The organism is Archangium violaceum (genome assembly GCF_016887565.1).
GTDB lineage: Bacteria > Myxococcota > Myxococcia > Myxococcales > Myxococcaceae > Archangium > Archangium violaceum_B.
Window position 1 is genome coordinate 6,201,459 of record NZ_CP069396.1, and the last position, 25,266, is coordinate 6,226,724.

Sequence of the window (25,266 nt, forward strand, 5' to 3'; positions counted from 1 at the left end):
TGAGAGTAGGGCTCCATGTCCACGAACCCTGCTTGTCTCGCAAGTGGTCCTACCCGCTGGTGCACCGTTGCGCGCCCTCGCGGGCACTCGCGCCTCGTGCTTCTCGTCATCGTGGGCACCAGCCTGTTCATGGGCCTGGGCTGTCCCACGACGCCGCCCGTGGAGCCCTCGCTCTCGCTCTCGCCCTCGCTCATCGAGCCCGGCCAGTGCGATCCAGAGCCTGGTGGCAGCGCGCCACGCCCGTTGTGGCGTGAGCAGCCAGACCGCGTCATGCCGTTCGCCACCACGGGGCATGACGCCTCGTCGCTCGGCCAGATCGTCAGCTGTGACCCCAACAAGCTTGGCCAGTACCCCGTGCCCGAGGGCGGCAATCCTCATCCCAAGGGCGCCGACCTGCAGAACCTCTCCACGAACTTCCACGTCCTTCAATCGCTCACGATGACCGCGTCCATCGGGAGCAAGGCGCTGGGGAAGATCCAGAAGTTCCAGACCGACATCAATGCCCCCCAGGGGATGGAGGGCCAGTGTCTGTGCCATACGGTGACCTGCCTCGAGCAGAACTCGACGCGTGAGGCCTGTGACCTCTTCTGCGCCGCCAACGGCTGTGGCGGCACGCTCGTGTGGTTGCCGAACGATGCGTACAAGACGCCGACGGGCGCCGTGAAGTTCGCCGCCAGGCATCTGAACCTGCTGGATGACCTGCAGGATTTCGCCAACTCGCCCGTCAACCAGGCCATCACCAATGCCCTGGGAAACACGGTGGGCACGCTGGAGAACCTCAACGACATCACCGCTCGGATGCAGTGCTGGATCGACCTGGGCCTCGAGGGCTACCACCTCGGCGGGTACGACGAGCAACGCCCCGATCTCCACCTGTGCGTGGGTTACTATGGCCACGGGGCATTCGCTGGCCTGGGGGAGTCCGGGAAGTTCTCCATCGGGGGCCGCTACTCCTCGCACAACCTCAGCCAGTCGCACCGGGCACAGATGCGCGCGGGCGGCTGGGGGGTCACCGCGTTTGGAAGAACCCTCACCCTCCTTCCCAACGTCGAGTTCAACACCCAGCTCGATGGCTACCGCTTCTTCGACAAGTGCAAGCCGCTCGGCTTCTCCATTGGCGGTGACCCCGTCTTCAACTGTCCGAATGGTTTTGGCATCTGGGTGGACGAGGGCTCTGCCCCCGCGGGCACCCTGGACATCGACAAGATCGACATGTTCCACCTGGTCGATCGGGAGCGGATGCAGTCGCTCGACTCGGATGGGAACGGGGTCCTGTCCGGTGGCGAGTTCATCGTCGCGGGCTACCACCCCTTCTTCTATCCGGACAACGCCGCGGGCCCCTACAAATGGCCCCGGGACACCATCCAGGCCAGCTGGGAGGGCCAGGTGGCCTCGGTGGTATCCGCGGGCATCAACATCGATCCGCACATCACCCCCATCGAGAAGCGCCTCGGCTCCTACGTCCTCTTTCCGGGCGTCACCTTCGTTCCCATCCTCACGCTCAGGGCCGGCCTCGAGTGGGATCACGAGGCCTACAAGCTGCGCTCGCGCATCCTCGATGCTCTCAACAAGAACATCGACCCGTCGCTCCAGTTCCACCTGGTGGACTTCGAGCGCGACATGCACGCGATGCAGGCCCCCGACCTCACGGCGGACACCGGCGTGAGCGCCTACGTCACTCCCGGCGTCAAGGCGCAGCTCGTCGTCGGTTTGACCTTGTCCAGGTTCCTCGAGGTGGGCATCTCCGCCTTCGTCGGGCTCGAGCTCGACATCCGTCCCGGGGCCCACGGCGGAGTCGTGGATCTCAATCTGGCGCTCGTCAATGCCCTCAACGCGAGCAACCCCCCGGACGGCCCTTGCAAACCCGTGCTCGATACCACTTCGCGCACGGTCTGCTCCGACAAGTCCTACGATCAGGCGGAGCCCAACCACTCCAACCCGCTCAGCACCTACGCCTGTACGCCCTCGGAGTCCGCCAACAGTTGCTGCATCAAGTTCAACGTGAAGGGCCAGCAGAACGCCCTCTGCATCGACGATTGGACCGGCATCCCCAAGGCGGCCTGTAACTGCAAGGATGGCCTGCCGGCCTGCTACGAGCAGTTCAAGAAGTACGTCCCGTCCGGCGCGAGCGCGAAGATCGAAGGCTGGCTCCAAAGCGGAGTCCTGTCGTCCATCTCCACGACCTGGAACGAGAACAAGACCTGTGTGCAGTGCGAGAAGGACAAGACGTGCCAGACCGAGTGGTGGGGCCGGACCCCCTCGCTCACGTCGCTGTCGGCCTGTGCCCAGCATGGCTACTGCGTCATTCCTGGAACCTCCGCCCCCGTCTACGACGTCACCGCGGAAGACTGTGACAAGCGCAGGGGCACGTTCTACCGCTACCAGTGTATCGACGAGACCCAGACCGTCATCACGCGCTGGGAAGGTCCTGGCTGCCACCCGCTCAACAATGGCTTCCCGTCGGCGTGCGGTGGCTGCGGCGAGGACGCCGACTGCGCCCGCGGCGAGACCTGCGACCTCACGACGGCCCGGTGCTCGGCCACCCCCGCCAACTGTGCCTGCAATCCGCCGGGCAACGCGGAGCCCGAGATCTCCTGCGGCAACGGTCGCGTCTGTATCGAGGGCGCCTGTGTGCGTCCTTGTGGCGGGAATGACTGCCCGGAGGGCTTCGTCTGCGGGAGCGCGGGTGCCTGTGTCTCGCGCAGTGGCATCCCCTACGCCGAGCAGATCGCGTGGCTCGCGGATCACCCCGCCCAGGGCGCGCGCCATTCCATCGAGACCTATGGCCTCACCGACATCACGCTCAAGATGATCCTCTCGTCCGGCATCAAGATCGGTGCCACCGTCAGACTCCTGGGACGGCGGTTCGAGTTCCTGATCTGGAAGTGGGCGGATGCCTGGGATCTGGGCTCGACGCAGAAGGCGAAGTACCAGCCCGGCCTGGAGGCCTCTTACCTGGACGAGTGCCATGGCGGGGTTGGCACGGTCACCAACCACCAGCCCGGGACGGGGGATCCGCTCACCTGCTCGATCGGCGACAGCTACGTCTGCCGCTACCCCTCGGCGCAGGCGTCCAACTGGAGCAGCTACGACCAGCCCAACGAGCTGCTCGCCCTGTGCAAGAACGAGATGCCGCGCGACGTCGAGGATCCGCGCGCGCCCACGGCCGATGACTTCGGACAAGCGGTGACGGACACCCTGGATTTCGGTGTCGACGTGGGCACGAACGTCTGGAACAACAGCGCCCAGATGTGTGTCGGGGATCAACTCCTCCTCGATTGGGCGAAGAAGCCGCCGCAGTTGCAGGGCCAGTGCACGTACTTCGGTGACACGGCGGGCGCTCCCACCACCTTCCCCTGTCTGGACCTCGAGCTCTACTCGATGCAGATCTGGGGGTGTGTCAACACGACGACGGGGTGGGGCGCGCAGGTGAAGAACTTCCTCGTGTCACATGGCCTGGACCCGCACACGCCCGACTACCTCGTGAACGCGACCTATGCGTCGTCGCTGACCAGCGCGCAGGTCATCGACCTGCACGCCCTCGTCGTGGATCCGTCGGTGCCGGCCGCCTCGGCGCAGTTCGACGCCGCGGTGTGGGCCGCGGCCAACGCGTCGGAGCGGCTCATGCTCCGCAACTTCCTCTCCTCCGTGGATCAGTGCTACAACGCGCACTACCAGAGCGAGTCGGTGTGCCAGTGCGGCACGACGGCGGATTGCGACGCGGGCGCCGGTGAGCGCTGCGAAAACAACCAGTGCCTGCAGTCCTCCGGAACGCTCGCCACCTGCCCCTTCATCCGCTTCGACGCCACGATCGAGCCGCACCCCTGCTGTGGCGACAAGGTCCTCGAGAAGGCGGCCAACGAGCAGTGCGACGACGGCAACCTCGTCGGGGGCGATGGCTGCTCGGCGGACTGCAAGCTCGAGAAGGGCCCCGCGGCCTGCTGCACGCCTGGCGGCTGCATCGACATGAAGGAAGGCAATGCCAAGGAGTGCTCCGCCAGGTCGGGCAACCTGTTCTACGGGAAGACATGCGCCGAGCTCGACCAATGTGGCCACTCGACGCAGGGGGGCTGCCTGGACGGGGCGGGCTCCTGTCACCAGCCCATGACGGCGGCACAATGCGAGAGGGACTTCAAGGGCAGATTCCTCGAAGCGGGCTGCAAGCGATAGCGGGCCTGGAGCGGCCGTGCTTTTACCCACGCAGCGGTGGCTTGACAGGCCCAAGGCTGCTTCGATAGCCACCACCCTCATGCGAGGCGTCTGTGCGTTTCGCTTCGCTCAGGGTGGCCGGTCAGGCCTGGCCGCTTTTCATTCAACGCACCGTCCGTTCGAGAAGAAAGAGAGCATGATGATGAGGCAGGCAAGATTGTCGGCATGGGTCCTTGTGTCCCTTCTGGCGACCGCGGTGGGAGCATGCAACGTCGCTCCTCCTGAGGAGGAGAAGGTGCCGGCAGAGGCCGAAGTGTTGGGAGAGAAGAGCGACGAGCTCCTCTCGTGCTCCCCCTACGCCTACTGCGGTCCAGGCTACGCTCGAGATGTCCACTGCAGTATTTTCTGCGGCTCCTGTCCCTACGGCCGGTACGGATCGCCGCCCAATGCGACGGAGTGCTATTACATCGCCCCCACGGGCAGCATCACCGCGCAGCCCGCGCAGGTCAGCATTCCCCCGGGATCGCTTGGGACGACCAACATCTGCGCGAGCTCCAATGTGATCAATTCCGAGGTTTGGGTGAGCATGGATGGAGCGCCCGAGTCCCTGTTCGCGAGCAATTACACGAGCGGATGTGCCAGCGCTCCATGGATCCAGATCGGGCATTCGTACCAGTTCCGTCTCTACGCCGGGAGCGCTCACAGCACCCTGCTCGCCAGCGTCACCGTCACCGGAGTAGAGAGCGGGCCGCAGCCCGATCCCTGTGAGTCCTGTTATGGCAACACCTCGTGCTTCTGTGGCGACGGGGTGTGCCGCTCACCCATGGAGTACTGCCCGTAACGGAGTGCTCGGTTACCCCTGGCCCGGGGATGGGTGCGGAGCTCACCGCACGGACATCTCCGGGTCCGGGGTTGCCAGGCAGTGCAGCCCCGGCACTACGGCTCCTCGCACCTCACGCCGGTTGCAGGAAGCGTCCGTCAACGAGGTGATCGATGACCTCGCGCGCCGAGTGCGGGTCGAGCCTCAGCTTCGCCCCCAACTGCGCCACCGCGGTGGCGACCGTCGTCGGCTGCTCGAAGACGGCCAGGGTGGTCAGGAGGATCCTCCCGTCCTCGGCCTGATCCAGCGTCGGGTCGGTGAACCGTCGTGGGCTGAGCGAAGGCGCACAGGCCATGCTCGTTCCCTCCACCGACCGCACGACGGTCACCTGTTCCTGTGCCACCTTCGCGGGGACCCGGTGATGTCCCAACCACTCACCGAGCTTGAACTGAAGCGTCGAGGGGGCGGTGTTCAGCAGGCGCGTGCGTCCGTTGATCGCGACCCTCCGCTTCGCCTCCTCGTGCTTCCGCGCGAGGGCATCCACGTGCTCCGACGTGCGCTGCACCGCCGCTTCGAGCGCCACGTCGCGGAAGCGCAGCATCGGCACCGACACATCGCCGGGCTCGCGTCGCTCGAAGTACTCGAGGAACTCCGTGAACGTTCGCGCTTCGGTCACCATGTCGAACCGCGCGGGGTGCTCGGTGGCGAGCGCCCCGGGCTGCGCTTCGAGCCGCTGGTAGCCCACCAGGCAGTCGAGGCTGATCACCCGCTCCACCAGGCGAACTTCCTCTTGGAGCGTGGCGGCGCTGGCGAAGGGGAGGCCCGCGATTCCCGAGATCTCGATGTCCAGGTTCGGATGGCGGCGACATCTGTCGATGATCTCGAGGAGCTCCCGGTCCGAGGCACAGGGCTTGAGCAGGCCGCGACGCATCTGCTCGTGCCGCTGCTGCTCCGAGAAGCAGCCGATGTCGAGCACCATGTGGACGTGCTCGAAGGTCCGGGCCAGGGCGTCGATGAGCTCCATCCGAGCCACCCCCCAGAGGAAATACATGCAGGAGTGGCGTGAGAGGTCCACCCCCGCCCAGGTGCCTTGCAGGAACTCCGCCGTGCTTCCCGAGAAGTCGTAGCGGAACTGCCACGTCCGGTGGGCGATCTCCTGGTGATCGCGGCGCACACTCTCCTCGGAGCGCAGAAACGGTTTCGCGCGTCCGAAAGCCGCCTTCTGGTTGCCGCGGGCCCCACCGCAATAGAGGCAGTTCTCACCGCACCCCTTGCCGGGCGCGACCCACCCCGAGAAGGCGTGACGATCCTGGTGGCTCAGGAAGATGTCGTTGAAGTGCGAGTAGTAGACGTCTTCGCTGTTCGTGGCGCCTTGCACGTACTCCAGTGGCAACCGCCGCGGGGTGCCGTCCGGAGCCCGGGTGACGCAGTTGGGCGGGGCGGGGTCTCCCTGGCAGAGCGCCAGCAGCGGCCGCTCGCCGTCGCCCAGGACGATGTGATCGATGCAGTCGAACGCGTGCAGCTCCCGCCACCAGTAGGAGGCGGTGTTTCCGCCCACGACGATTCGGATCTCGGGGTCGATCTCACGCAGCGTCCGAGCCAGGAGGAGCGCGCGGTGGACGTGGTGGAACCACTTGAGGCTGATCCCGACGAGCCGGGGCCGCACGCGGGCCACCAGGGCTTCGAGCGAGCGTGTTACCTCTTCCTCGGTTTCGTCCCCGTCGTAGAGCCGGACGAAGGCTTCGATCCCGCCGCGCCGCAGATAGCCCGCGAGATAGAGGATCCCACAGGTTGCTTCGCCGGTTCCGGCGCCGACAAGGAGGACTGGAGAGAGGACGCGACGGCCATTCATGAGACGAAACCCGACCTTCCGAACGTCGTGAGTATAGACGGTATTCCGCCGAGCAGTACGAGCGTTGGAGGTCACCGCTCAGCCGCTTTCCTGTTAGCTCCGAGCCATTCGAGAGGATCTCCCCTGTCCAGGGTCTTCGGAGTGCACTCTGATGACCGCTCACAGGGGGGCGGATTTCTCCTATGCGCCAGGATCGGGTAGGCCGCTGGCTTCTCCTCACCGGAGTGTTTCTCCTGGCGGGATTGGCCCTCGTGCTCGGGCCCCGCCTCTTCCAGGGGCGCGCCTCCGCTCCGCTCACTCCAGAGGAGCGGGAGTGGCTCACGAGCCATGCCGACAGCCTCGTGCTCGGGACCTATGCCAACTCCCCGCTGTCGTTCGTGAGCGACAAGGGAGAGATCAGCGGCATGGCAGTGGACTATGTCCGGCTGTTGGAACGGAAGCTCGGCTTCGAGTTTCGCAGGGCTCCTCCCGTCATCATCCGCGAGCTGCTCAAGGACATGCGAGAGGGGAGGGTGGATCTGACGAGCGGGCTGACCCCAACCCCCGAGCGCTCGGAATACCTTCTCTTCTCCGAGCCCTACGTCCGCATTCCGACCATCATCATCGTGCGCCGGGGGTCCTGGGAGACACTCTCGCTCGAGCAGATGAAGGGGCTTCGGGTCGCGGTGGGGGAGAACTTCGGAGCCCATGAGTATCTGAAGCGCAACCATCCCGAGCTTCAGCTCGTCCCCGTTCCCAATGATCTTGAGGGACTGATGCGCCTGTCGACGGGCGAAGTCGATGCGATGGTCGTGCATGTCGCGGCCGCGTCCTTCTACATCTCCAGGGAGAACCTGACGAACCTCCATGTGGCGGGAAGAACCCCCTACCAGTACGAGCTGGCGATGGCGACCCGAAAGGATGAGCCGATCCTGCATCGCATCGTCCAGAAGGGGCTGGACCAGGTCACGGAGGGGGAGAAGCAGATCATCTGGACACGCTGGATCTACGAGTGGGAGATGCCGTTCTACCGTGAACCCTCCTTCTGGCGGTTCGTGGCGCTCCTGGTCATAGGCGTGGGGGTGGTGGTGGGGACGGTCATCACCTGGAACAAGGCGCTGAAGCAGCAGGTGCGGGCGCGAACCGCGGACCTCGCGGCGGCGCATCGGAACGTCTCGTTCCTCGCGGAGACGAGCGTCATCCTTTCCGAGACGCTCGATTACAAAGCGATGCTCTCCCGCCTGGGTGAGCTGTGTGTGCGCCACTTCGCCGACTGGTGCGTCATCGACCTGGTGACGAATGGACAGAGCCGCCGGATCGCCGGGGCTCATGTCAGCCCCGCGAAGCGGCCGTTGCTCGACAAGCTCGCCGAACGCTATCCGGCCTGGGTGGGAGGCCCCAGCCCAGCCAGCGAGGTGCTTCGGAGCAACCAGCCTCGCCTCTACCCCGAGATATCCGAGGAGGACATCCGGGCCACGAGTGAGAGCGAGGAGCATGCGCAGCTCATCCTCGCGCTCGGAACCCGGAGCGCCGTCGCGGTACCGCTCATCGCGCGAGGAAACACGCTCGGGGTGCTCACCCTGGGCCTGGGCACGCCCGGAAGGCGTTATGGGGAGAAGGAGCTCGAGCTGGCACAGGAAGTCGCACGGCGCGCCTCCATCGCGTACGACAATGCCCGGCTGTATCAGCAAGCCCAGGAGGCCATTCGTATCCGGGACGTCTTCCTCATGGTCGCCGCCCACGAGCTTCGCACGCCCCTGACGTCATTGAAGCTCCGCCTCTCCTCCCTCCACCGTCTGTTCCAGACTCCTCCGGAGCAGACGGTTCCGACCGACGCCATCTTCCGCGAGTTGACTCGACTCGAGGCACAGGCCAATCGGCTTCGCGCGCTCATCGAGCAGCTCCTCGATGTCTCGCATATCAGCGTGGGGCGTTTCGAATTGATGCGTGAGGAGGTCGATCTCTGCCAGGTGGTCCAGGAGGTGGTGGAGGACTTGCGCGAGCAGCTGTCGCGCAGCGGTTCCCAGGTGGAGGTCCGGACCGAGTGCCCCGTCGTCGGGTATTGGGACCGGCTCCGGCTGGAGCAGGTGGTGGCCAACCTGCTCGGAAACGCCATCAAGTTCGGAGAGGGAAAGCCGCTGGAGGTGAGGGTCGAGTCCGGGCCGGAGGTGGTGCGGCTCATCGTGCGGGACCAGGGCATTGGTTTCCCGAGCGAGGCCAGGGCCCGCATCTTCGAGAAGTTCGAGCGGGCGGTCTCCGAGCGTCACTATGGAGGGCTGGGGCTCGGGCTCTTCATCGCCCGACAGATCGTGGAGACCCATGGGGGCACCATCTCCGTCGAGAGCACTCCCGGGGAGGGCTCGACCTTCATCGTGGCCCTCCCTCGTAGAGTGGAGCGTGCGTCTCCTCCGTCTTGAAGAGGGGACCTCCCCGCTCCACTGTGTCACGATGGGGGGATGCCTCCTGTGAATCTGACTCCGGTGGAGCTCGCGGCGCGTACTGCGCGGGCGGTGGATGCGGCGGTGAGCGCGGGCCGTGCGCTCGGACTCGCCGTGACCGATCCCAAGGTCCTGCACGACGTGTTCTCCGTGGTGGTGCACCTGGCGCCCTCGCCCGTGGTGGTCCGCGTCCCCCTGGTCCTGCCACCGGGGTTCGCCCGTGCGGCGCAGGAGGCCCGTCAGGTGCGCGAGCTGGCCGCCGTGGCCTGGCTGGCGGAGCGGGGCCTCCCCGTGGTGCGCCCAAGCCCGCTGGTGCCTCGCGAGCCGGTGCGGCGGGACGGCTTCTCGATGACGTTCTGGGAGCGCGTGGAGGTGGATGCCTCGCGCGAGCCGGACTACCTCGGGGAAGCGGCGCTCGCGGCCGACCTGCACGCGGCATTGCGCGACTATCCGGGCGAGCTCCCCTTCCTCTCCCCGCTGGAGACGGTGCCCCTGTTCCTCGGGTACCTGGAGGAGCACCCCGGACTGCTGGCTCCCGCCGACCTCGAGCGGGCTCGGGGCGAGTGGGCCGTCCTCGCGCCCCTGCTCTCCTCGCGCGAGGCCTTCGCTCGGGCCTTTCCGGGAGTCGGCGTCCAACCGATTCACGGGGACGCGCCGTCGTACAACGTCCTCCGGACGACCTCGGGGGTGCGCTACGCGGACTTCGAGGACGTGACCCTCGGGCCGGTGGAGTGGGACCTGGCGTTCCTCGGCCCGGAGGGCGCGGCCATCTACGACGCGGCGGCGGCGAGGGCCGGGGTGCGGCCGCTCGATCCGGCCGTGCTGCGCGTCATGGATGCCGCGGGGATGCTGCGCAACGCCGTCTGCTACGCCCTCGTGCCGCAACTGCCGATGCTGGCCGAGGCGCTCGCGCCGATGCTCCAGCGCTGGCGGACGATGCCCTTCGCGGGCGGGCGGGGCTGAGGGGCCGGGCTACAGAGAAACAGCGAACGGTGAAGCTGCCCTGGACGGACGGGGCTAGATCCCGATCTCACCCCGCGTGGAGTGGAGAATATCTTGCCTGACTTCGTATCTCGCTTTCTGTTCAACCTGTTCTTTGGAACCAAGCGTCAAGCCTTTGCATCCCTCCCCGGGCCACAGCCTGGAATCCTCGGCACGGCTGGTGACTTCCTCGGCCCGCAGCAGCCCTGGAACGTCTGCGCGCGCTATGGCCGTGAGTATGGCGGCGTCACCCTGATCTGGATGGGTTCCACTCCGGGCCTGGTGCTCAACGATCCCACGCTCATCGAGCAGGTGCTCGACTCCCGCCGGATGGAGTTCGAGAAGGGCTCGGTCCAACAGGTGCTCGGCCCGCTCAGGACTGAGCATTCGCTCTTCATCGCGCTCCAGAACGGTGACTGGGCCGCCCTCCGCCGACGCGATCCCCTGGCCCAACCCTGGACCCCGGACTGGCTGGCCACCCAGGTCGCCCCGATGCAGCAGGCGGTAGCGCGGTTCGTGGATGCCCACCTCGGCGGGGCCGTGGTCGACCTCGCCCCCGTGCTGCGCAGACTCACCTTCGATGTCTTCGGGATCGCCCTGTTCGGTGAGACGCCGCCAGACTCGTTCTACGAGGATTTCATGTGGCTCTCCCATGTCGGCGATGGTCGATTCAAGGCGAAGATCCCCTTGAAGTTTGTTCCGCTGCCCAAGGGGTTCGAGACGGTCCGCAACCGCTTCTTCAAGTACTGCACCGATCGGGTCGACGCGGCTCGCCGGAGTCCGAAGCCGGACGCGGTCGATCTGCTGTCGCGAACGCTGCGCGAGGTACCCGATTTCCCTGACGAGGCGCTGGCGCACACTCTCTCGCTCTATTTCCCTAGCGGCGTCTTCTCGTCGAGCACCAATCTGGTTGGCGCGTTGCACCAACTTCAGATGCATCCCGGCGCCGAGGCGCATCTTGCGTCCGAGTCCTTCGAGTTCTCCGGTGGGCCGCCTACCTTCAAGCGATTGGATGAGGCCCGATGGGTCGAGGCTGTCGTCCTCGAATCATTGAGGCTGCTCCCCCCAGTCCGTCTCTTCATGCGCACGCCTGTGAAGGACATGGAACTCGCGGGTGTCCCGCTGCCCGCAGGGGCGACGATCATGATTTCCAACCAGCACTTGCATCGGGATCCGGCCCACTGGCCCCACCCGGACACCTTCGATCCCGCGCGATGGTTCGATGGTGGCGTGGAGCGAGATCCCATTGGGAGCGGTCACTTTTTTCCGTTTGGTCGCGGTCCGCGCATGTGCATGGGCGCCGAGTTCGCCATGGTGTACATGCGCACGGCCCTGGCGACAATCGCCGCTCGTGCCAAGGTCCACGTGGAGTCGGCGGATCCCTACAAAGAGGGATTCTTCCACGGCGTGGTGCTTCCCGAAGGCGTCCATGCGAAATTCGTGCGCCGCTGAGCGGCGGCCCGCGGTGCCGCTGGACACAACCTGACACAGGCGAGGCACAGCCCCCTCTGGTGGGCGCCAGAGGGGGCCAACACCCGCGTATCCTGACAGGAGGATTACTGCTTGTGAACTTCGGGTAGTACGGGAAGTAGCACACCGGCCGGCTGCCGAGCTTGTTGCCACCCGCATCGGTCATGGTCATCGAGCATGAGGACGCTTCACCGCGTGAAGCATCGGCGTGACGGGAGACGCGCTCAAGAAGGGCTGCTCGCCAGAACGGAAGCGATTCATGTAGTGGACATCGGCCACTCCCACGTGGAAGTAGCTCACCATTCGCAGCAGGCCCTGCGCCTGCGCCGCCATCTCTTCGGCGGTGCTCGACAGTTCCTCGGCCGACGCCGCGTTCCGCTGCGTCACCTCGTTCAGCTCGGTCATCGCCTTGTTGAGCTGGCCGACGCTCGATGACTGCTCGCTCGATGTGGTGGCAACGTCCTTCACCAGATGCGACGTCGTGCCGATCGCCGGGACGAGCTCGCGCAGCCGTTGGCTCGACTTCTCGGCGATATTCACGCTGTTCGACGCGACCGAGACGATCTGCTTCGCGGCGCCCTGGCTTCCCTCCGCGAGCTTGCGGACCTCGGACGCGACGACCGCGAAGCCCTTTCCCTGCACACCCGCCCGTGCGGCCTCGATGGAGGCATTCAGCGCGAGCAGGTTCGTCTGATAGGCGATCTCCTCGATGACGGAGATACGCGAGGCGATCTGCTTCATCGCCTCCACCGTCTCGGCCACCGCCCGGCTGCTCTCCTCGGCATCGACCGCCCCCTTGTGAGCGATTGCCTCCACCTGGCGGCTGCTGTCGGCGTTCTTGATGATGGACACGCTCATGGACTCGAGGCTGCTCGTCATCTCCTCGAAGGTGGCGGCCTGTTCGCTCGTGCTACTCGCGAGGGACTGTGAGGTCGTCGATACCTGCGATGCGGCCGACGAGAGCGCCGCCGCGCCTTCGCGGACCTCGCCAATCACCTGCGACAGCCGGTCGCGCATCGCGCGGAACGCATCGGCGAGAATGCCGATCTCATCCTCGGACCGGTGGTCGAGAGCGACGGTCAGATCGCCGTTCGCGATGCGGGTGGCGACGGTGGAGATCGTCTCGAGAGGCCTCGTGACGCGGCGGATCACGAGGAGGACGGCGAGTCCGAGCGCGAGGAGCGAGAGCGCTCCGAGCGCAAGCGTGAACTGGCTCAGCTCGCGAGCCGGCGCGAGCACCTTGTCCAGAGGGGCGAAGACAGCGAGCGCCCAGGGCGTCACGGTCTTACCGACGCGGATCGGGACCACCACCTCGATCGTCCCGGTGCCGAGCACCTCCGATGGGACCTGTGCGGTGAGCGCGCTCGCGCTCGAGAGAGAATCCTTGATCAGGTTCTCGGCGGGAGAGGTGCCGAGCTGTTTCCCGCGCCGGGCCGCGGACGGGGTGGCGACGAACGTGCCGTTGTTCGAGACGAGCACCGCGTATCCCGTATCGAAGGGGGTGATCTCCGAGATCTGATTCTGGACCTGGTCGAGTGAGAGATCGGCACCGACGACGCCGATGACCTTGCCATCGAGCAGGATCGGCACAGACACACTCGTCATCAGCACCGGCTTGCCGGCCACGGTGTAGACATAGGGATCGATGATTGTCTCTTTCCCGCTCCTGCGCGAGAGGAGGTAGTAATCGCCCGCGCCTTCCTTCTCGTAATCGACCAGGGGCTCCAGCTTGATCTGTCCGTCGCCGCGGTTCCAATACGAGATGTAGCGTCCGGTGGAGTCCGTGCCATGCGTGTTCACGTACTTCGCATCGAGCCCGTCGAACGCGTTTGGCTCCCACGCCGTCCAGAGGCCAAGGAGCTTGGGATTTTCCGCGAGAACCTTCTGGAGCGACGCGTCGGCGAGACGGCGATCGGTCAGACCGGCGACCTTCTGGGCCGCGAATGCCTGCGCGAGCGTCCGGACGGGGATGAGCGCGGCGTCGAGCTCCGCGTTGATGGTCCGCGCATGGCGCTCGGCCATCTGCATGGCGGTCTGAGCCGCCTGCTCCTCGGCGACCCGCGAGGACTGGTGGTTGACGACGAGAATGAGAATGCCGAGCGTGATGCTGATGACACCGCAGAGGGCGACGAGGAGTTTCGCCGCCAGGCTCCGAGTGAATCGCAGGGTGGTGGGAGTTTCTTGGATCATTCAGCCCAGAAGTAGAGCATGGGGCGAGTGGTCGGCTTTGAGTGCGCTGGAGGAGCCAGCGCTCGGCTGGCTCCTCGCACTTTTGAAGTCGTCGCCACCCCTGGTTCAATGGAGGCACGGGGCTTCGCCGCCCCGGCCTCCAAGCGTCCGGAGGTTCGGAAGCCGTCGGAGCAGCGCCTCGAGCCCGATGCGCGCCTCGAGCCGCGCCAGCTGCGCGCCGATGCAGAAGTGGATGCCCTGGCCGAAGGAGAGGTGCCCCTTGGCCGCGGGCCGGCGTGTGCCACGGCCCTCGACTGGGTCCTCATCCCGCCTTTACGCCTTGCGGCTTCGGCTCCGCGCTCGCTTGAGGGAGCCGCTCCCGAGAGCACTGACACGCCGGTGACACGTCGATGGCATGTCAGCTGGGCTGTTTCGCTCCGGTGGTAGGATTCCCTCGCTGATTGCGGCGTACACGCGTTGCGTAGGGGAGTCGCTGACAGTGCCCATCAACACACTGGCTCGCCGCATCCCGTTGCTGCTCGCGGTGGCCGCCCCATTCCTCGCCTGCTGGCTCTGCATCGACACGTATGTCCTGCCCGCACACGTCGAGCCGCACGTCCTGCGCCTGAACGGGACGTGGAAGCTCCAGGAAGGCGACGGAGTGGGGTGGGCGGACCCCGCGTATGACGACTCGGGGTGGGGAGAGATCCGGTTCCCCGGGGGGTACTCCGCGCAGGGGTACCGGGCGAACCGGGCCTGGGCGCGCAAGCGGTTCGAGCTTTCTCCCCTGCTGAGGGACAAGCCCCTGCTCCTCATGATGGGAGGGATGCGAACCAGCCGCGTGACGCTCTTCGTGAACGGACACGAGGTAGGCCGGACGGACGAGTCCGTCCGAGGACTCAAGGGCGAGGTGGATGGGCTGGAGGCCTGGAAGGTGGATGGCAGGGAGCTGCGTCCGGGCTCCAATGTGGTCGCCCTCCGTTTCGAGTGGACGCTCCCCGAAAGCGGTGGCGTGATGGATGCGCGCATGCTGCTCGGGGCGCAGGAGCAGTTGACGCCGTACTACCTGCGCGCGAGTGACACCCGCCGGTTCTTGCAGAACGGAGCGCTCGCCCTCTTCGTGTTCTTGCTGGTGCTGCTGGGTATGTTCATGAGCCGGGAAGCCGATCCCTCCCGGCGTGCGCTGCAGCGCTCCACCTTCTTCGTGGTCGCCTCGGCGGCGCTCTATCTGGCCACCCGGACCGTGGCCCTGCTGCCCCTGAGGCAGTCCTCTCCCATGACGTTCACGATGCTCTCCCTCACGGTGGTGGGCATCGTCTGGGCGATGCTGGAGTTCTCCCAGCACTATTGCCTCGGGCACATCACCCGTGGCGGGAAGGTCCACCGGGCCGTCTGCGGGGTGGTCGCGGGCGCCTTCCTCACGGTGTATGCGCTCGGCCCGCTCGCCGGGTCCATCGTGCTCTACCGGCTCTTCGCCCTCTACATCTTCGGGAGCGCGCTGTACGTGACGGTGCTGACGGCGGCCACCCTGCTTCGCCGCAAGCGCGGGTCCGATCTGGTGTTCGCGGCGGCCGTCTTCTGCATGCTCGGTGCTGGTGTCGTGGATCTGCTTACCGACCTCTACGTGTTGCAGGCGCCGCGCCTCTTCTCGCTGGCGGTGAGCAACCTGGGGCTGTGCGCGGGGATGCTGCTCATCGCGGACTTCATCCAGCTCAGCTACGTCAACGAGACGCTCTCGGCGCGCCTGACGCGGACGAACGCGGAGCTCGCGGTGGCCCTGTCCCGCGCGGAGGACGCCGCCCGGCTCAAGAGCGCGCTGCTGGCGGAGCGGCTGGCCTCGGTGGGAACCCTGGCCTCCGGCGTGGCCCATGAGATCAACAATCCCATGGCCTATGTGACGGCGAATCTGGCGTTCCTCGCCACGGAGCTGCCGAAGCTGGCGCGCTCAGCGGAAGGCGACGGCGTGGCGAGCAGTGAGCTGGCCGAGCTGGGACAAGTGGCCGCGGAGAGCCTGGAAGGCGCGCGGCGGGTCAACCAGATCGTCAAGGAATTGAGGCTCTTCGCTCGCGGCGGCGGAGGCGACGAGCGGCTGGATGCGGTCGACGTGCGCGCCGTGGCGAGGAGATCCTTGAACCTCGCGCTGCACGAACTGAAGCCGCGCGCCCGGATCATCCAGGAGCTGGAGGAGGTGCCCCGGGTGCTCGGAAGCGAGTCGCAGCTCGGCCAGCTCTGTCTCAACCTGCTGCTCAACGCCGGCCAGGCGATGACGGAAGACCCGGGCCGGAACGAGCTCATCCTGCGCACGCGCCGGCGCGAGGATGGCTGGGTGCTGCTCGAGGTCGCCGATACGGGCTGTGGGATTCCACCGGAGGATCAACGCAGGCTGTTCGATCCCTTCTTCACCACGAAGCCGACGGGCGAGGGCATGGGGATGGGGCTCTCCATCTGCCACGGAATCGTCAAGCGGCTGGGCGGGGAGATCCAGGTGGAGAGCGCGGTGGGGAAGGGCAGTGTGTTCCGGGTCGTCCTGCCGCCGCACGCCGCCTGAGCGCCTCCCATGAGACGAAACCCGATCTCCTGGGAAGCGTGGTTGCCCCCTGACTTCGAAGGCCCCCTCGTGCACATGTCATCTCTGAAAACTCTCCTGGTCTTGCACCTTCACGTTCACGGGCAACTCGAGCGTCTCGGCCAACATCCAGTAGGTCCACCTCGCCCCAGGAAGTGACCGTTCCGCCCGGCGCCACCCCCTGGCCGCCGTCTCACTGTTGTCCCATGGCTGGGCTTCTGGATGTGGAGGCGGCGGGAATCGAACCCGCCGCCTCGGGTCGTCACTCGAGACTCAGCGGCCGTCGCGAGCCATGGCGTTGCCCAGGAGGCCGCGCGCCTTCACCACCAGCTTCGCGAACTCCTCGCGGTCCGCCTGGCCATCCGTGGCGCCCTCGGCGAGCTTCTGCATGGTGGCCAGGTTCCAGCCCTGGGCGCTCGGGCTGCCGCGCAGTACGTCCGCGGTGGCCGCCACCGACAGCGCGAAGCGGAAGTCCGCCGAGGCCGTGTCCAGCGAGGCCCGCATCATCTTCTGCTCGAAGGGGAAGGCCTGCTCGGCGGCCTCGGTCCCGTTGGGCGCCTTGGCGCGGATGCGCACCGTGCCCAGCGGCGCCTTCTCGCCCGTCAGCTCCACCTCGTACATCGCGGTGACGCTGTGGCCCGCCCCAATCTCTCCCGCGTCCACCTTGTCATTGCGGAAGTCCTTGTCCGCGATGTCCCGGTTCTCGTAGCCCACCAGCCGGTAACGGCTCACCACCTTGGGGTCGAACTCCACCTGGATCTTCACGTCCTTGGCGATGACCTCCAGCGTGCCGGTGAGCTGCTGCTCGAAGACCTTCTTCGCCTCCTTGTAGCTGTCGATGTAGAAGCAGTTGCCGTTGCCCTTGTCGGCCAACTTCTCCATCAGGTCATCGCGGTAGTTGCCCATGCCGAAGCCGATGGCCGACAGGGTGACGCCTTCCTTCACGTAGCCCTGGATGCTGTTGAGCATGGCGTCCGCGGACAGGTTGGGGCCGATGTTGGCGTCACCATCCGTGAGCACGACGACGCGCGACACCACGTTGCCAGACACCTTCTTCACCGCGTGCTTGTACGCCAGCTCCATGCCCGTGCCCATCGACGTGCCACCACCGGACTCCAGCGAGTCGATGGCCTTGTAGATGCGCTCCAGGTCGGTGGCCGCGGTGGGCGAGAGCACGTCCCGGGTGCTCCCCGCGTAGGTGACGATGGCCACCGTGTCGTTCTCGTTGAGGTTCTTCACCGCGATCTTCATCGCCTCCTTGGCCAGCGGCAGCTTGTCCGGCTGGCTCATGGAGCCGCTGGTGTCCACCAGGAAGACCAGGTGCGCGGGCTTGCGCTGCGAGCGCGAGACGACCTTCCCCTGTACCCCCACGCGCACGAAGTGGCGGTTGGCGTTGAACGGAGAGGGCGCTCCCTCCAGGTGCACCGTGAAGGCTCCCTGCTCGGGCGGGGCGTAGCGGTATTTGAAGTAGTTGACGAACTCCTCGACCCGGACGGCCGGGCGCGGCGGCAAGGCACCCTGGTTGAGGTAGCGGCGCGACACCGCGTACGACGCCGTGTCCACGTCCACCGCGAAGGTGGAGAAGCGATCCGCGGCGGTCTCGGTGAAGGCGTTGGGGGCGTGCTCGGCGAAGGTGTTGCCCGGGGACGGCGGCTCAGGCTGGGCGGGGGGGCTTACCGGCGGCGCCATCCTCGCCGCTGGAGGAGGCGGCGGCGGGGTGGGGGCGGCGGCTACCGCGCCCGACCGTCCGGCGCCCATCGCCATCTCCCGGGCCACCACGACGCCCCCCGTGGTGGACGGAGCCGGCATCGGTTTCGACGGAGCGGCCTCGGCCTTCCTCTTGGCGGCCACGAACTGCCGTGCATCGTCGGCATCCTGCTCCGGAGCGGCCTCGGGCAGCGCGGACGTGTCGGCCGCGACCACGGCCTGGACAGGGGCCTCGGCCTCTTCCTGGGGCGGGCTGGACTTGGTCCGCCACTCGACGGACTGGGTGAGGCTTCCTCCGGCGGGCGTGTGCTGGGACGTGCTGCAGCCCGGGACGAGGCTCAGGGCGAGGGCGGTACCTCCCCAGCGGGTCAGGCGGTTCAGCTTGGACGAGGGCATGGGCGCTCCGGTGTGTTTCCGTGGGAACGGACACTCGGAACGCACCAGCCTCGATTCGGGTCTAACGGGGCCTGGCGAATTTTTCCCCGAAGCTCCCGGGGAGGTTCTCCACCAGGAGCCGGACCCCCTGGCGCACCGCGCTCTGGATCCGGTCCAGCGCGAGGCACAGCCCGTACGTCAGGCCGATGAGCACCCCCGTCAGCAGCGCGTACTGCACCCAGCCACTCCGGTTCCCCCACACCTTCTCGAAGGAGAAGCCGAAGACGCGGAAGTAGAGCAGCGCCTCGTGGAAGAAGTAGGCGGACATGGACGAGGTGCCGAACGTCTCCACGAAGCGGCGCACGCGGGAGGGGGGGGCGCTCGAGGCTGTCCGCCACTCCAGTCCCACCAGCCCGAGCAGCACGATGCACACCCAGAGCCACCGATCGGCCGCGTTGGAGGGATTGGTGACGAAGAAGTTGTGCGGCGGGTACAGGTCGCGCAGGGGCTCGGCCGCAAAGGAGGCCACGAGCCCGAGCCCGATGAGGAAGAGCAGCGCCCGGACGAGCCCAGCGCGGCCCCGCTCACCGGCCACCGCCCCGGCATACGCCCCCAGCCAGGTGAAGCCGAGCCAGGGCAGAAGGGGGAACACGGCCCCGGTGGTCTTGTTGAGCACGTAGGCCCAGGGTCCCCGCACGGCCTCGCCGAGCGGCGAGAGGAAGAAGGTGACGAGCGCCAGGGCCAGCGCCACGCCCCTCAGCACCCGGGGCCACGAGGCCAGCGCGGCGGCGATGGGCAGGACGATCAGCAGCGACAGCCCCACGCAGTGGAGGATGTCCATGCGCGCGAGCCACCGGGGCTCTCGGAACAGGGGGAACCACATCCAGTTGACCAGCGTGGCCACGCCGAGCACCTGGAGGGCGCGGCGGAGGTTGCGCCCGAGCCGCTCGCCGTGCTTGCCACTCGGGGCGCTGCGGACCAGCAGCAGCGCGAGCGCGAAGCCCGCCGAGAAGAGGAACGCCGGCGCGACCAGTCCATCCATCTTGAGGAGGAACTTCGTCGTCTCGCTCTGGCGCAGATCCGGGCGCAGCAGCACCAGGGCGTGGCACTGGATCATGAACAGCACCGCGATGCCACGCAGCCAGTCGATGGCGCGGACGCGCTCGGAGGTGGGGGAGGGGCTCATGGGAGGCATGCGAGCTCCGCCTCGGGGGCCTCTTCGTCCTGGAGCGCCAGCAGGCATTGCAGCGCCTCCGCGTCCGGCGTGTCCGAAACCCAGGCCCGCCGCCACAGCAGGGCGGCCACACGCGTGGGAATGTTCGAGTCCGGGGCGACCAGGGCGCGGATGACCCCGTTGCTCCCGACCTTCGCCTGCTGCCGGGCGGACTCCAACGTGGCCACGATGTCGGGGCATCCCTCGGGACAGTTGTAGAGGAAGACCGCGTGCCCGTGCTCCAGGTTGTGCAGCCACAGGCACCGGCTCTGCTCGGTGTCGTGGACCCGGCACCGCAGGGTGTCGGCGCAGTGCGGGCCACTGGTGGGCGGGTTCAGGCCGTCTCCGCACGCCGTGCTCGTGCAGGAGATGTGGTTCGCGGACGCCGGGGGCGGCGAGAGGGGAATCTCGAAGCGGGAGCAGTCGGGCTTGCTCGGACCGCAGGCGAGCAGGGGGAGCAGGAGGAGGGCGGGAAGGGCGCGCTGGAACGGGGACATCGGTCGCTTTCTCTTATCGCATTCATGGGTGGATGCGTCAGCAGGTCGCCTACACTGCCCGTGAGATCCCATGCCCGACCTGGTTCGCCGCGCCTCTTCCGCCCTCTTCGAGCACACCCCCGACGGCGTGCTGGTGCTCGATTCCCAGCACCGGCTCCTGGAGGCCAACAGTGCCGCGCAGCGGTTGCTCGGCGAGTCGCGCGAGGCGCTCCTGGGCAGGTCCCTCGCGGAGCTGCTGCCGGAGTGGACGCCTCCCGGACCGCTGTCTCCCGAGGACCCACCCCGGGAGGGGGAGCTCGTCTGGTACGGCACCGCGGGCGCTCCACGTCAGGCGCGCGTACTGCGCATCCGGTGCGTGCCCCTCCCGGAAGGGCTGATGCTGGTGCTGCGCGACCTGACGGCGCACGCGGAGGTGGAGTCCTCGCTGCGCCAGCAGAAGGAGTATTACGAGTCGCTGGTCCTCAACAGCCCGGTGGCCATCGTCACCATCAATCTCCGGTTCACCGTGGTGTCCTGGAACCCGGCGGCGGAGCAGTTGTTCGGCTACACGCGCCAGGAGGCCGTCGGACGCAACCTCCTTCGGCTGGTGGCCGGAGAGGGGCCCCTCCGTGAGGAGGCCGAGACCACCGCGCGCGAGGCGCTCCAGCAGGGCCGGGTCCACACCCTCACGCGGCGCCTGCGCAGGGATGGGACGATCCTCGACGTCGAGCTCCTGGCGCTGCCGGTGATGGTGGAGGGGGAGCACGTGGGGTTCATCGCCATCTACCACGACATCACCGAGCTCCGCCGGCTGCACGACCAGGAGCTGGCGCACCTGCGCACCATCCAGCGCGAGCGCGAGCGGGTGGATCAGCTCCTGCTCAACATCCTGCCGAAGCCCGTGGCCGACCGGCTCAAGCAGGGCCAGCGCATCATCGTGGAGAACTTCCCGGACGTCACCGTGCTGTTCGCCGACCTGGTGGACTTCACCCACTTCTCCACCCAGCACACGCCGCCGGACGTGTTGCAGGTGCTGAACATGGTCTTCTCGGTGTTCGACCAGCTCACGGACGAGCTCGGGGTGGAGAAGGTGAAGACGATTGGCGATGCGTACATGGCGGTGGGCGGGCTGTCCCTGCCCCGGAGCGACCATGCCGAGGCCATGGCGAGCCTGGCGCTGGCCATGCGCACCGAGCTCCTGAAGCTGGGCGAGCAGTTGCAGATCCCCCTGCATCTGCGCATCGGCATCCACTCGGGTCCGGTGATCGCCGGGGTCATCGGCGACAAGAAGTTCGCCTATGACCTCTGGGGAGACACGGTCAATACCGCGAGCCGGATGGAGTCCCACGGCGTGGTGGATGGCATCCACGTCACCGAGGCGGTCCACGAGCGGTTGCGAGGCCGCTACCGCTTCCAGGACCAGGGCGTGATGCACGTGAAGGGGAAGGGCCCCATGCGCACCTGGCTGCTGCTCGGCGCGGAGTGAGCGGGGACGAGGCGCTTCCGCGCTACCCTGGCTGGCCGCCCTCCCGTCGGGCTCAGCGGGCCTGTGCGACGTTTCTCCCAGGACGAATCCTAGGAGGGTGCGAGAAGGACTCTCTTCATATCGACTCGGCTATGTCGCCAACTGTCTCTCGCTCGAGGTGGGGGCGAGCCATACGTGCCGGCTCGCGGGCGCCACTCCCGAGCGGCTCGAGGCGCTCATCGAGCAGAACCTCTCCGAGCTGGAGCAGATCCTCCTGTTCAACGAGGCGCGAGGCATCGAGCTGTTCCGTATCGGCTCCTCGCTCATCCCGTTCGGCTCCCACCCCGTCAACACGCTGAAGTGGTGGCGCAAGTACGCACGGGAGTTCGATCGCCTGGGGCACATCGCCCGGCGTTCGCGCCAGCGGCTCTCGATGCACCCCTCACCGGCGGGGGCGTCACTGACGTCCGTGCACCAGCGGGTGCGCGATGCGGCGATCGCCGAGTTGCGCTACAGCGCCCGTGTGTTGGACCTGCTCGGCCAGGGACCCGAGGCGCGCGTGGTCATCCACCTCGGAGGCGCGGCGCCGAGCCGGCCCGAGGCGCTGGACAACGCGCACCGCATGCTGGATGCCATGCCCGAGGAGCTGCGCGACCGGATCGTCATCGAGCACGATGACAAGGTCTGGTCCGCGCGCGAGGTGGCCCCGCTGGCCCGGGAGCACGGGTTGCCCTGGCTGGCGGACAACCTGCACAACTTCATCAAGCCCTCGGAGCCGGAGATGCCGCTGGAGGAACTGCTGCGCGAGTCGGCGGCCTCGTGGCGGGCGTTGGACTTGCGGCCCAAGTTCCACCTGGCGAGCCAGAAGCCGGACGGCAGGCCGGGAGCGCACGCGGACCGGATCGATCCCCGGGACTTCCGGGCGGTGGTGGCGGCGCTGGATGGCCCGGCGGACCTGATGTTGGAGGCCAAGGACAAGGACCTGGCCCTCTTCGCACTGCGTCAAGAAGCCGGGTCATTGAGCCAACCCGCCACCGTGTAGGCTCCCTCTCCCTCTGGGAGAGGGCTGGGGTGAGGGTCTGCCTCCAGCCGTGAACACCCCGTCACTTTAGAGGTGTGTTTCACGCGGGCGTTCTTCTAGGTTCCGCCCCGTCATGAAACGCACCTCTCCCGTCAAGCAGATCCTGCGCGCGGCCCTCGCGGTCGTACCGCTCGTCGCCAACCCGGCCTGTACGCCCTCGGCGCATGGTCCCAACGCGGTCACGCCCGAGGGCGCACGTGCGCCGATGCCGCCCGCGGAGGCGGCGCGGAGGTCCGCCGAGGCCCAGCCCGCGGCCGCGGCCACCGCTCCGGCTACCACCGAGGGGGCGCGCCAGTTCACCCAGCGCGTGAACGACGATCTGCGGCGCTTGTGGACGAGGCAGGCCACGGCCGAGTGGATCAAGTCCACGTACATCACCGACGACACCGAGCGGAACGCGGCGACGATCAACGAGGAGGTGATGGCCTACCTCAACCAGGCCATCAAGGAGGCGGCGCGCTTCAAGGACGTGCAGGGGGTGGACGCGGACAGCGCGCGCATGCTGCACCTGCTGCGCGTGTCCTCGTCGCTGCCGGCGCCGAGCGACGCGCAGAAGCGCGCGGAGCTGGCCTCCATCGCCGCGAAGCTCGAGGGCCTCTACGGCAAGGGCAAGTACTGCGGCAAGGACGGCAAGGGCCAGTGCAAGGACCTGGGCGAGCTGTCCGACGTGCTCGCCAAGAGCCGCAACTACGACGAGCTGCTCGACGCCTGGGTGGGCTGGCACGCCATCTCGCGGGAGATGCGCCCGCTCTACCAGCGCCAGGTGGAGATCTCCAACGAGGGTGCCCGGGAGATCGGCTTCCCGGACCTGGGCGCGCTCTGGCGCTCCAACTACGACATGCCCCCCGAGGCCTTCGAGAAGGAAGCCCAGCGGCTGTGGGGGCAGGTGAAGCCCCTCTATGACGAGCTGCACTGCTACGTGCGCACCCGCCTCGCCAAACAGTACGGCGAGGACAAGGTGCCCGCCGGCAAGGCCATTCCCGCGCACCTGCTCGGCAACATGTGGGCGCAGGAGTGGAACAACGTCTACAGCCTGGTGGAGCCCTACAAGGGGCAGCCCAGCCTGGACGTGGACGCCGAGCTGAAGCGGCAGAGCTACGATGCCGTTCGCATGGTGAAGACGGGCGAGGGCTTCTTCACCTCGCTGGGATTGCAGCAGCTCCCGGAGACGTTCTGGCAGCGCTCGCAGTTCACCAAGCCGCGCGATCGCGACGTGGTGTGCCACGCCAGCGCCTGGGACGTCACCTACGACAACGACCTGCGCATCAAGATGTGCATCAAGCCCACCGAGGAGGATCTGGTCACCATCCACCACGAGCTGGGTCACAACTACTACTACACGAACTACTACAAGCTCCCGGTGCTCTATCAGCAGGGCGCGCATGACGGCTTCCACGAGGCCATCGGCGATGCGATCACCCTGTCCATCACCCCGGGCTACCTCAAGCAGATGGGTCTGCTGAAGGCGGTGCCGCAGGGCGACAAGGGCCTCATCAACCTGCAGATGAAGGACGCGATGGAGAAGGTGGCGTTCCTGCCCTTCGGCCTGCTGGTGGACCAGTGGCGCTGGGAGGTCTTCTCCGGGCGGGTGAAGCCGGAGGACTACAACAAGTCCTGGTGGGCGCTGCGCGAGAAGTACCAGGGCGTACGCGCGCCGGTGGAGCGCACGGAGCAGGACTTCGATCCGGGCGCCAAGTACCACGTCCCCGCCAACGTCCCCTACACGCGCTACTTCCTGGCGCGCATCCTCCAGTTCCAGTTCCACCGCGCGCTGTGCCAGGCCGCCGGCCACCAGGGGGCCCTCCACGAGTGCTCCATCTACGGCAACAAGGAGGCCGGAAAGCGGCTCCAGTCCATGCTGGCGATGGGCGCGAGCAAGCCCTGGCCGGACGCGCTCGAGGCTCTCACCGGCCAGCGCGAGATGGATGCCTCGGCCATCCTCGACTACTTCGCCCCACTGCGCCGCTGGCTCCAGGAGCAGAACAAGGGGCAAAAGTGCGGTTGGTAGGGGTTCCCGGGTAGACAGGGCTCGCGACCCCGCCTAGATTTCCGCCTGCCCGGCCGGGCTTCATCCGGCCAGGCTCGGGCGGCGGATTTTCGTGGCCCGTCTTGAAAGAAGAAGAGAGCAAATGGCGACTGGTATTGTGAAGTGGTTCAACGATGCGAAGGGGTTCGGATTCATCACGCAGGACGGCGGTGGCGAGGACGTGTTCTGCCACCACTCCGCCATCAACATGGATGGTTTCCGCACCCTGGCCGAGGGCCAGCGGGTCGAGTTCGAGGTGACCCGGGGTCCCAAGGGACTGCAGGCGCAGAACGTGCGTCCCGCCTAGTCCGGCTCTCTTCGTCAGGTTGTTCCAAAAAGGGTCCGGCCCTCGGTGGTCGGGCCCTTTTCCATGTCCGGAGTCCTCAGCGTGTCCCTCCTGTCCAAGTCACGGTTCCTCCTTCGACGTGCCCCGATGTTCCCCCTGCTGGTCGCGCTCGGCTGCGCGTCCGGCCCGTCCCATGTCCAGGCGGGCGCTCCG

17 protein-coding genes are annotated in these 25,266 nt (G+C 67.2%); 11 read left to right on the forward strand and 6 right to left on the reverse strand.

What is annotated here, in order from left to right; genetic code table 11:
* Positions 1–96 precede the first annotated feature (96 nt).
* Entirely contained in the window at positions 97–4,170 is a 4,074-nt protein-coding gene (locus JRI60_RS53540; RefSeq protein ID WP_239470710.1) for a hypothetical protein, read from the forward strand.
* Between the two features lie 559 nt (positions 4,171–4,729).
* On the forward strand, positions 4,730–4,990 hold the full coding sequence (locus JRI60_RS24925) for a hypothetical protein (RefSeq protein WP_204228382.1): 261 nt from the start codon (positions 4,730–4,732) through the stop codon (positions 4,988–4,990).
* 112 nt (positions 4,991–5,102) lie between these two features.
* On the opposite strand, the gene JRI60_RS24930 is transcribed toward JRI60_RS24925, so the two are convergent.
* Positions 5,103–6,821, reverse strand: coding sequence for a B12-binding domain-containing radical SAM protein (locus JRI60_RS24930; RefSeq protein WP_204228383.1), 1,719 nt, complete (start codon positions 6,819–6,821; stop codon positions 5,103–5,105).
* Positions 6,822–7,072: 251 nt separating this feature from the next.
* On the opposite strand from JRI60_RS24930, the gene JRI60_RS24935 reads away from it, so the two are divergent.
* From JRI60_RS24935 to JRI60_RS24945, 3 genes are all read left to right on the forward strand, one after another.
* Entirely contained in the window at positions 7,073–9,217 is a 2,145-nt protein-coding gene (locus JRI60_RS24935; protein WP_204228384.1) for an ATP-binding protein, read from the forward strand.
* 39 nt (positions 9,218–9,256) lie between these two features.
* Positions 9,257–10,201 carry a phosphotransferase gene (locus JRI60_RS24940; protein WP_204228385.1) on the forward strand — a complete coding sequence of 315 codons (945 nt, stop codon included), beginning with the start codon at positions 9,257–9,259 and terminating at the stop codon, positions 10,199–10,201.
* Positions 10,202–10,294: 93 nt separating this feature from the next.
* Entirely contained in the window at positions 10,295–11,671 is a 1,377-nt protein-coding gene (locus JRI60_RS24945; RefSeq protein WP_204228386.1) for a cytochrome P450, read from the forward strand.
* Positions 11,672–11,857: 186 nt separating this feature from the next.
* Here JRI60_RS24945 and JRI60_RS24950 read toward each other — a convergent pair whose 3' ends face one another.
* Complete coding sequence (locus JRI60_RS24950) at positions 11,858–13,717, reverse strand: methyl-accepting chemotaxis protein (protein ID WP_204228387.1); 1,860 nt, start codon at positions 13,715–13,717, stop codon at positions 11,858–11,860.
* Between JRI60_RS24950 and JRI60_RS24955 the strand changes: the two genes are divergently transcribed.
* A complete protein-coding gene (locus JRI60_RS24955; protein ID WP_204228388.1) occupies positions 13,697–13,894 on the forward strand; it encodes a hypothetical protein in 198 nt (65 codons plus the stop codon). The two genes, JRI60_RS24950 and JRI60_RS24955, sit on opposite strands and share 21 nt — an antisense overlap.
* Positions 13,895–13,984: 90 nt before the next feature.
* On the opposite strand, the gene JRI60_RS54590 is transcribed toward JRI60_RS24955, so the two are convergent.
* Positions 13,985–14,113 carry a hypothetical protein gene (locus tag JRI60_RS54590; protein ID WP_204229088.1) on the reverse strand — a complete coding sequence of 43 codons (129 nt, stop codon included), beginning with the start codon at positions 14,111–14,113 and terminating at the stop codon, positions 13,985–13,987.
* 244 nt (positions 14,114–14,357) lie between these two features.
* Between JRI60_RS54590 and JRI60_RS24965 the strand changes: the two genes are divergently transcribed.
* Positions 14,358–16,406 (forward strand): sensor histidine kinase, encoded by a 2,049-nt coding sequence (locus JRI60_RS24965; RefSeq protein WP_204228389.1) that lies wholly within the window; start codon positions 14,358–14,360, stop codon positions 16,404–16,406.
* Positions 16,407–16,697: 291 nt separating this feature from the next.
* Here JRI60_RS24965 and JRI60_RS24970 read toward each other — a convergent pair whose 3' ends face one another.
* From JRI60_RS24970 to JRI60_RS24980, 3 genes are all read right to left on the reverse strand, one after another.
* Positions 16,698–18,527, reverse strand: a complete 1,830-nt coding sequence (locus JRI60_RS24970) for a vWA domain-containing protein (RefSeq protein WP_204228390.1) — start codon at positions 18,525–18,527, stop codon at positions 16,698–16,700.
* A 61-nt stretch (positions 18,528–18,588) separates the two neighbouring features.
* The gene (locus JRI60_RS24975; protein WP_204228391.1) at positions 18,589–19,692 is read right to left on the reverse strand and encodes a heparan-alpha-glucosaminide N-acetyltransferase domain-containing protein; all 1,104 of its coding nucleotides are present in this window, start codon (positions 19,690–19,692) and stop codon (positions 18,589–18,591) included.
* Entirely contained in the window at positions 19,689–20,216 is a 528-nt protein-coding gene (locus JRI60_RS24980; RefSeq protein WP_204228392.1) for a DUF3105 domain-containing protein, read from the reverse strand. The genes JRI60_RS24975 and JRI60_RS24980 overlap by 4 nt, the downstream gene beginning before the upstream one ends.
* Before the next feature lie 70 nt (positions 20,217–20,286).
* Here JRI60_RS24980 and JRI60_RS24985 point away from each other — a divergent pair, with 70 nt between their 5' ends.
* The 4 genes from JRI60_RS24985 (at position 20,287) to JRI60_RS25000 (ending at position 25,074) form a co-directional block, all read left to right on the forward strand.
* Entirely contained in the window at positions 20,287–21,681 is a 1,395-nt protein-coding gene (locus JRI60_RS24985; RefSeq protein WP_204228393.1) for an adenylate/guanylate cyclase domain-containing protein, read from the forward strand.
* Between the two features lie 97 nt (positions 21,682–21,778).
* A complete protein-coding gene (uvsE, locus tag JRI60_RS24990) occupies positions 21,779–22,702 on the forward strand; it encodes a UV DNA damage repair endonuclease UvsE (RefSeq protein WP_204228394.1) in 924 nt (307 codons plus the stop codon).
* Positions 22,703–22,814: 112 nt separating this feature from the next.
* The gene (locus tag JRI60_RS24995; RefSeq protein WP_204228395.1) at positions 22,815–24,749 is read left to right on the forward strand and encodes a M2 family metallopeptidase; all 1,935 of its coding nucleotides are present in this window, start codon (positions 22,815–22,817) and stop codon (positions 24,747–24,749) included.
* Between the two features lie 121 nt (positions 24,750–24,870).
* Positions 24,871–25,074, forward strand: a complete 204-nt coding sequence (locus JRI60_RS25000) for a cold-shock protein (protein WP_204228396.1) — start codon at positions 24,871–24,873, stop codon at positions 25,072–25,074.
* The last annotated feature ends 192 nt before the right edge of the window (positions 25,075–25,266 follow it).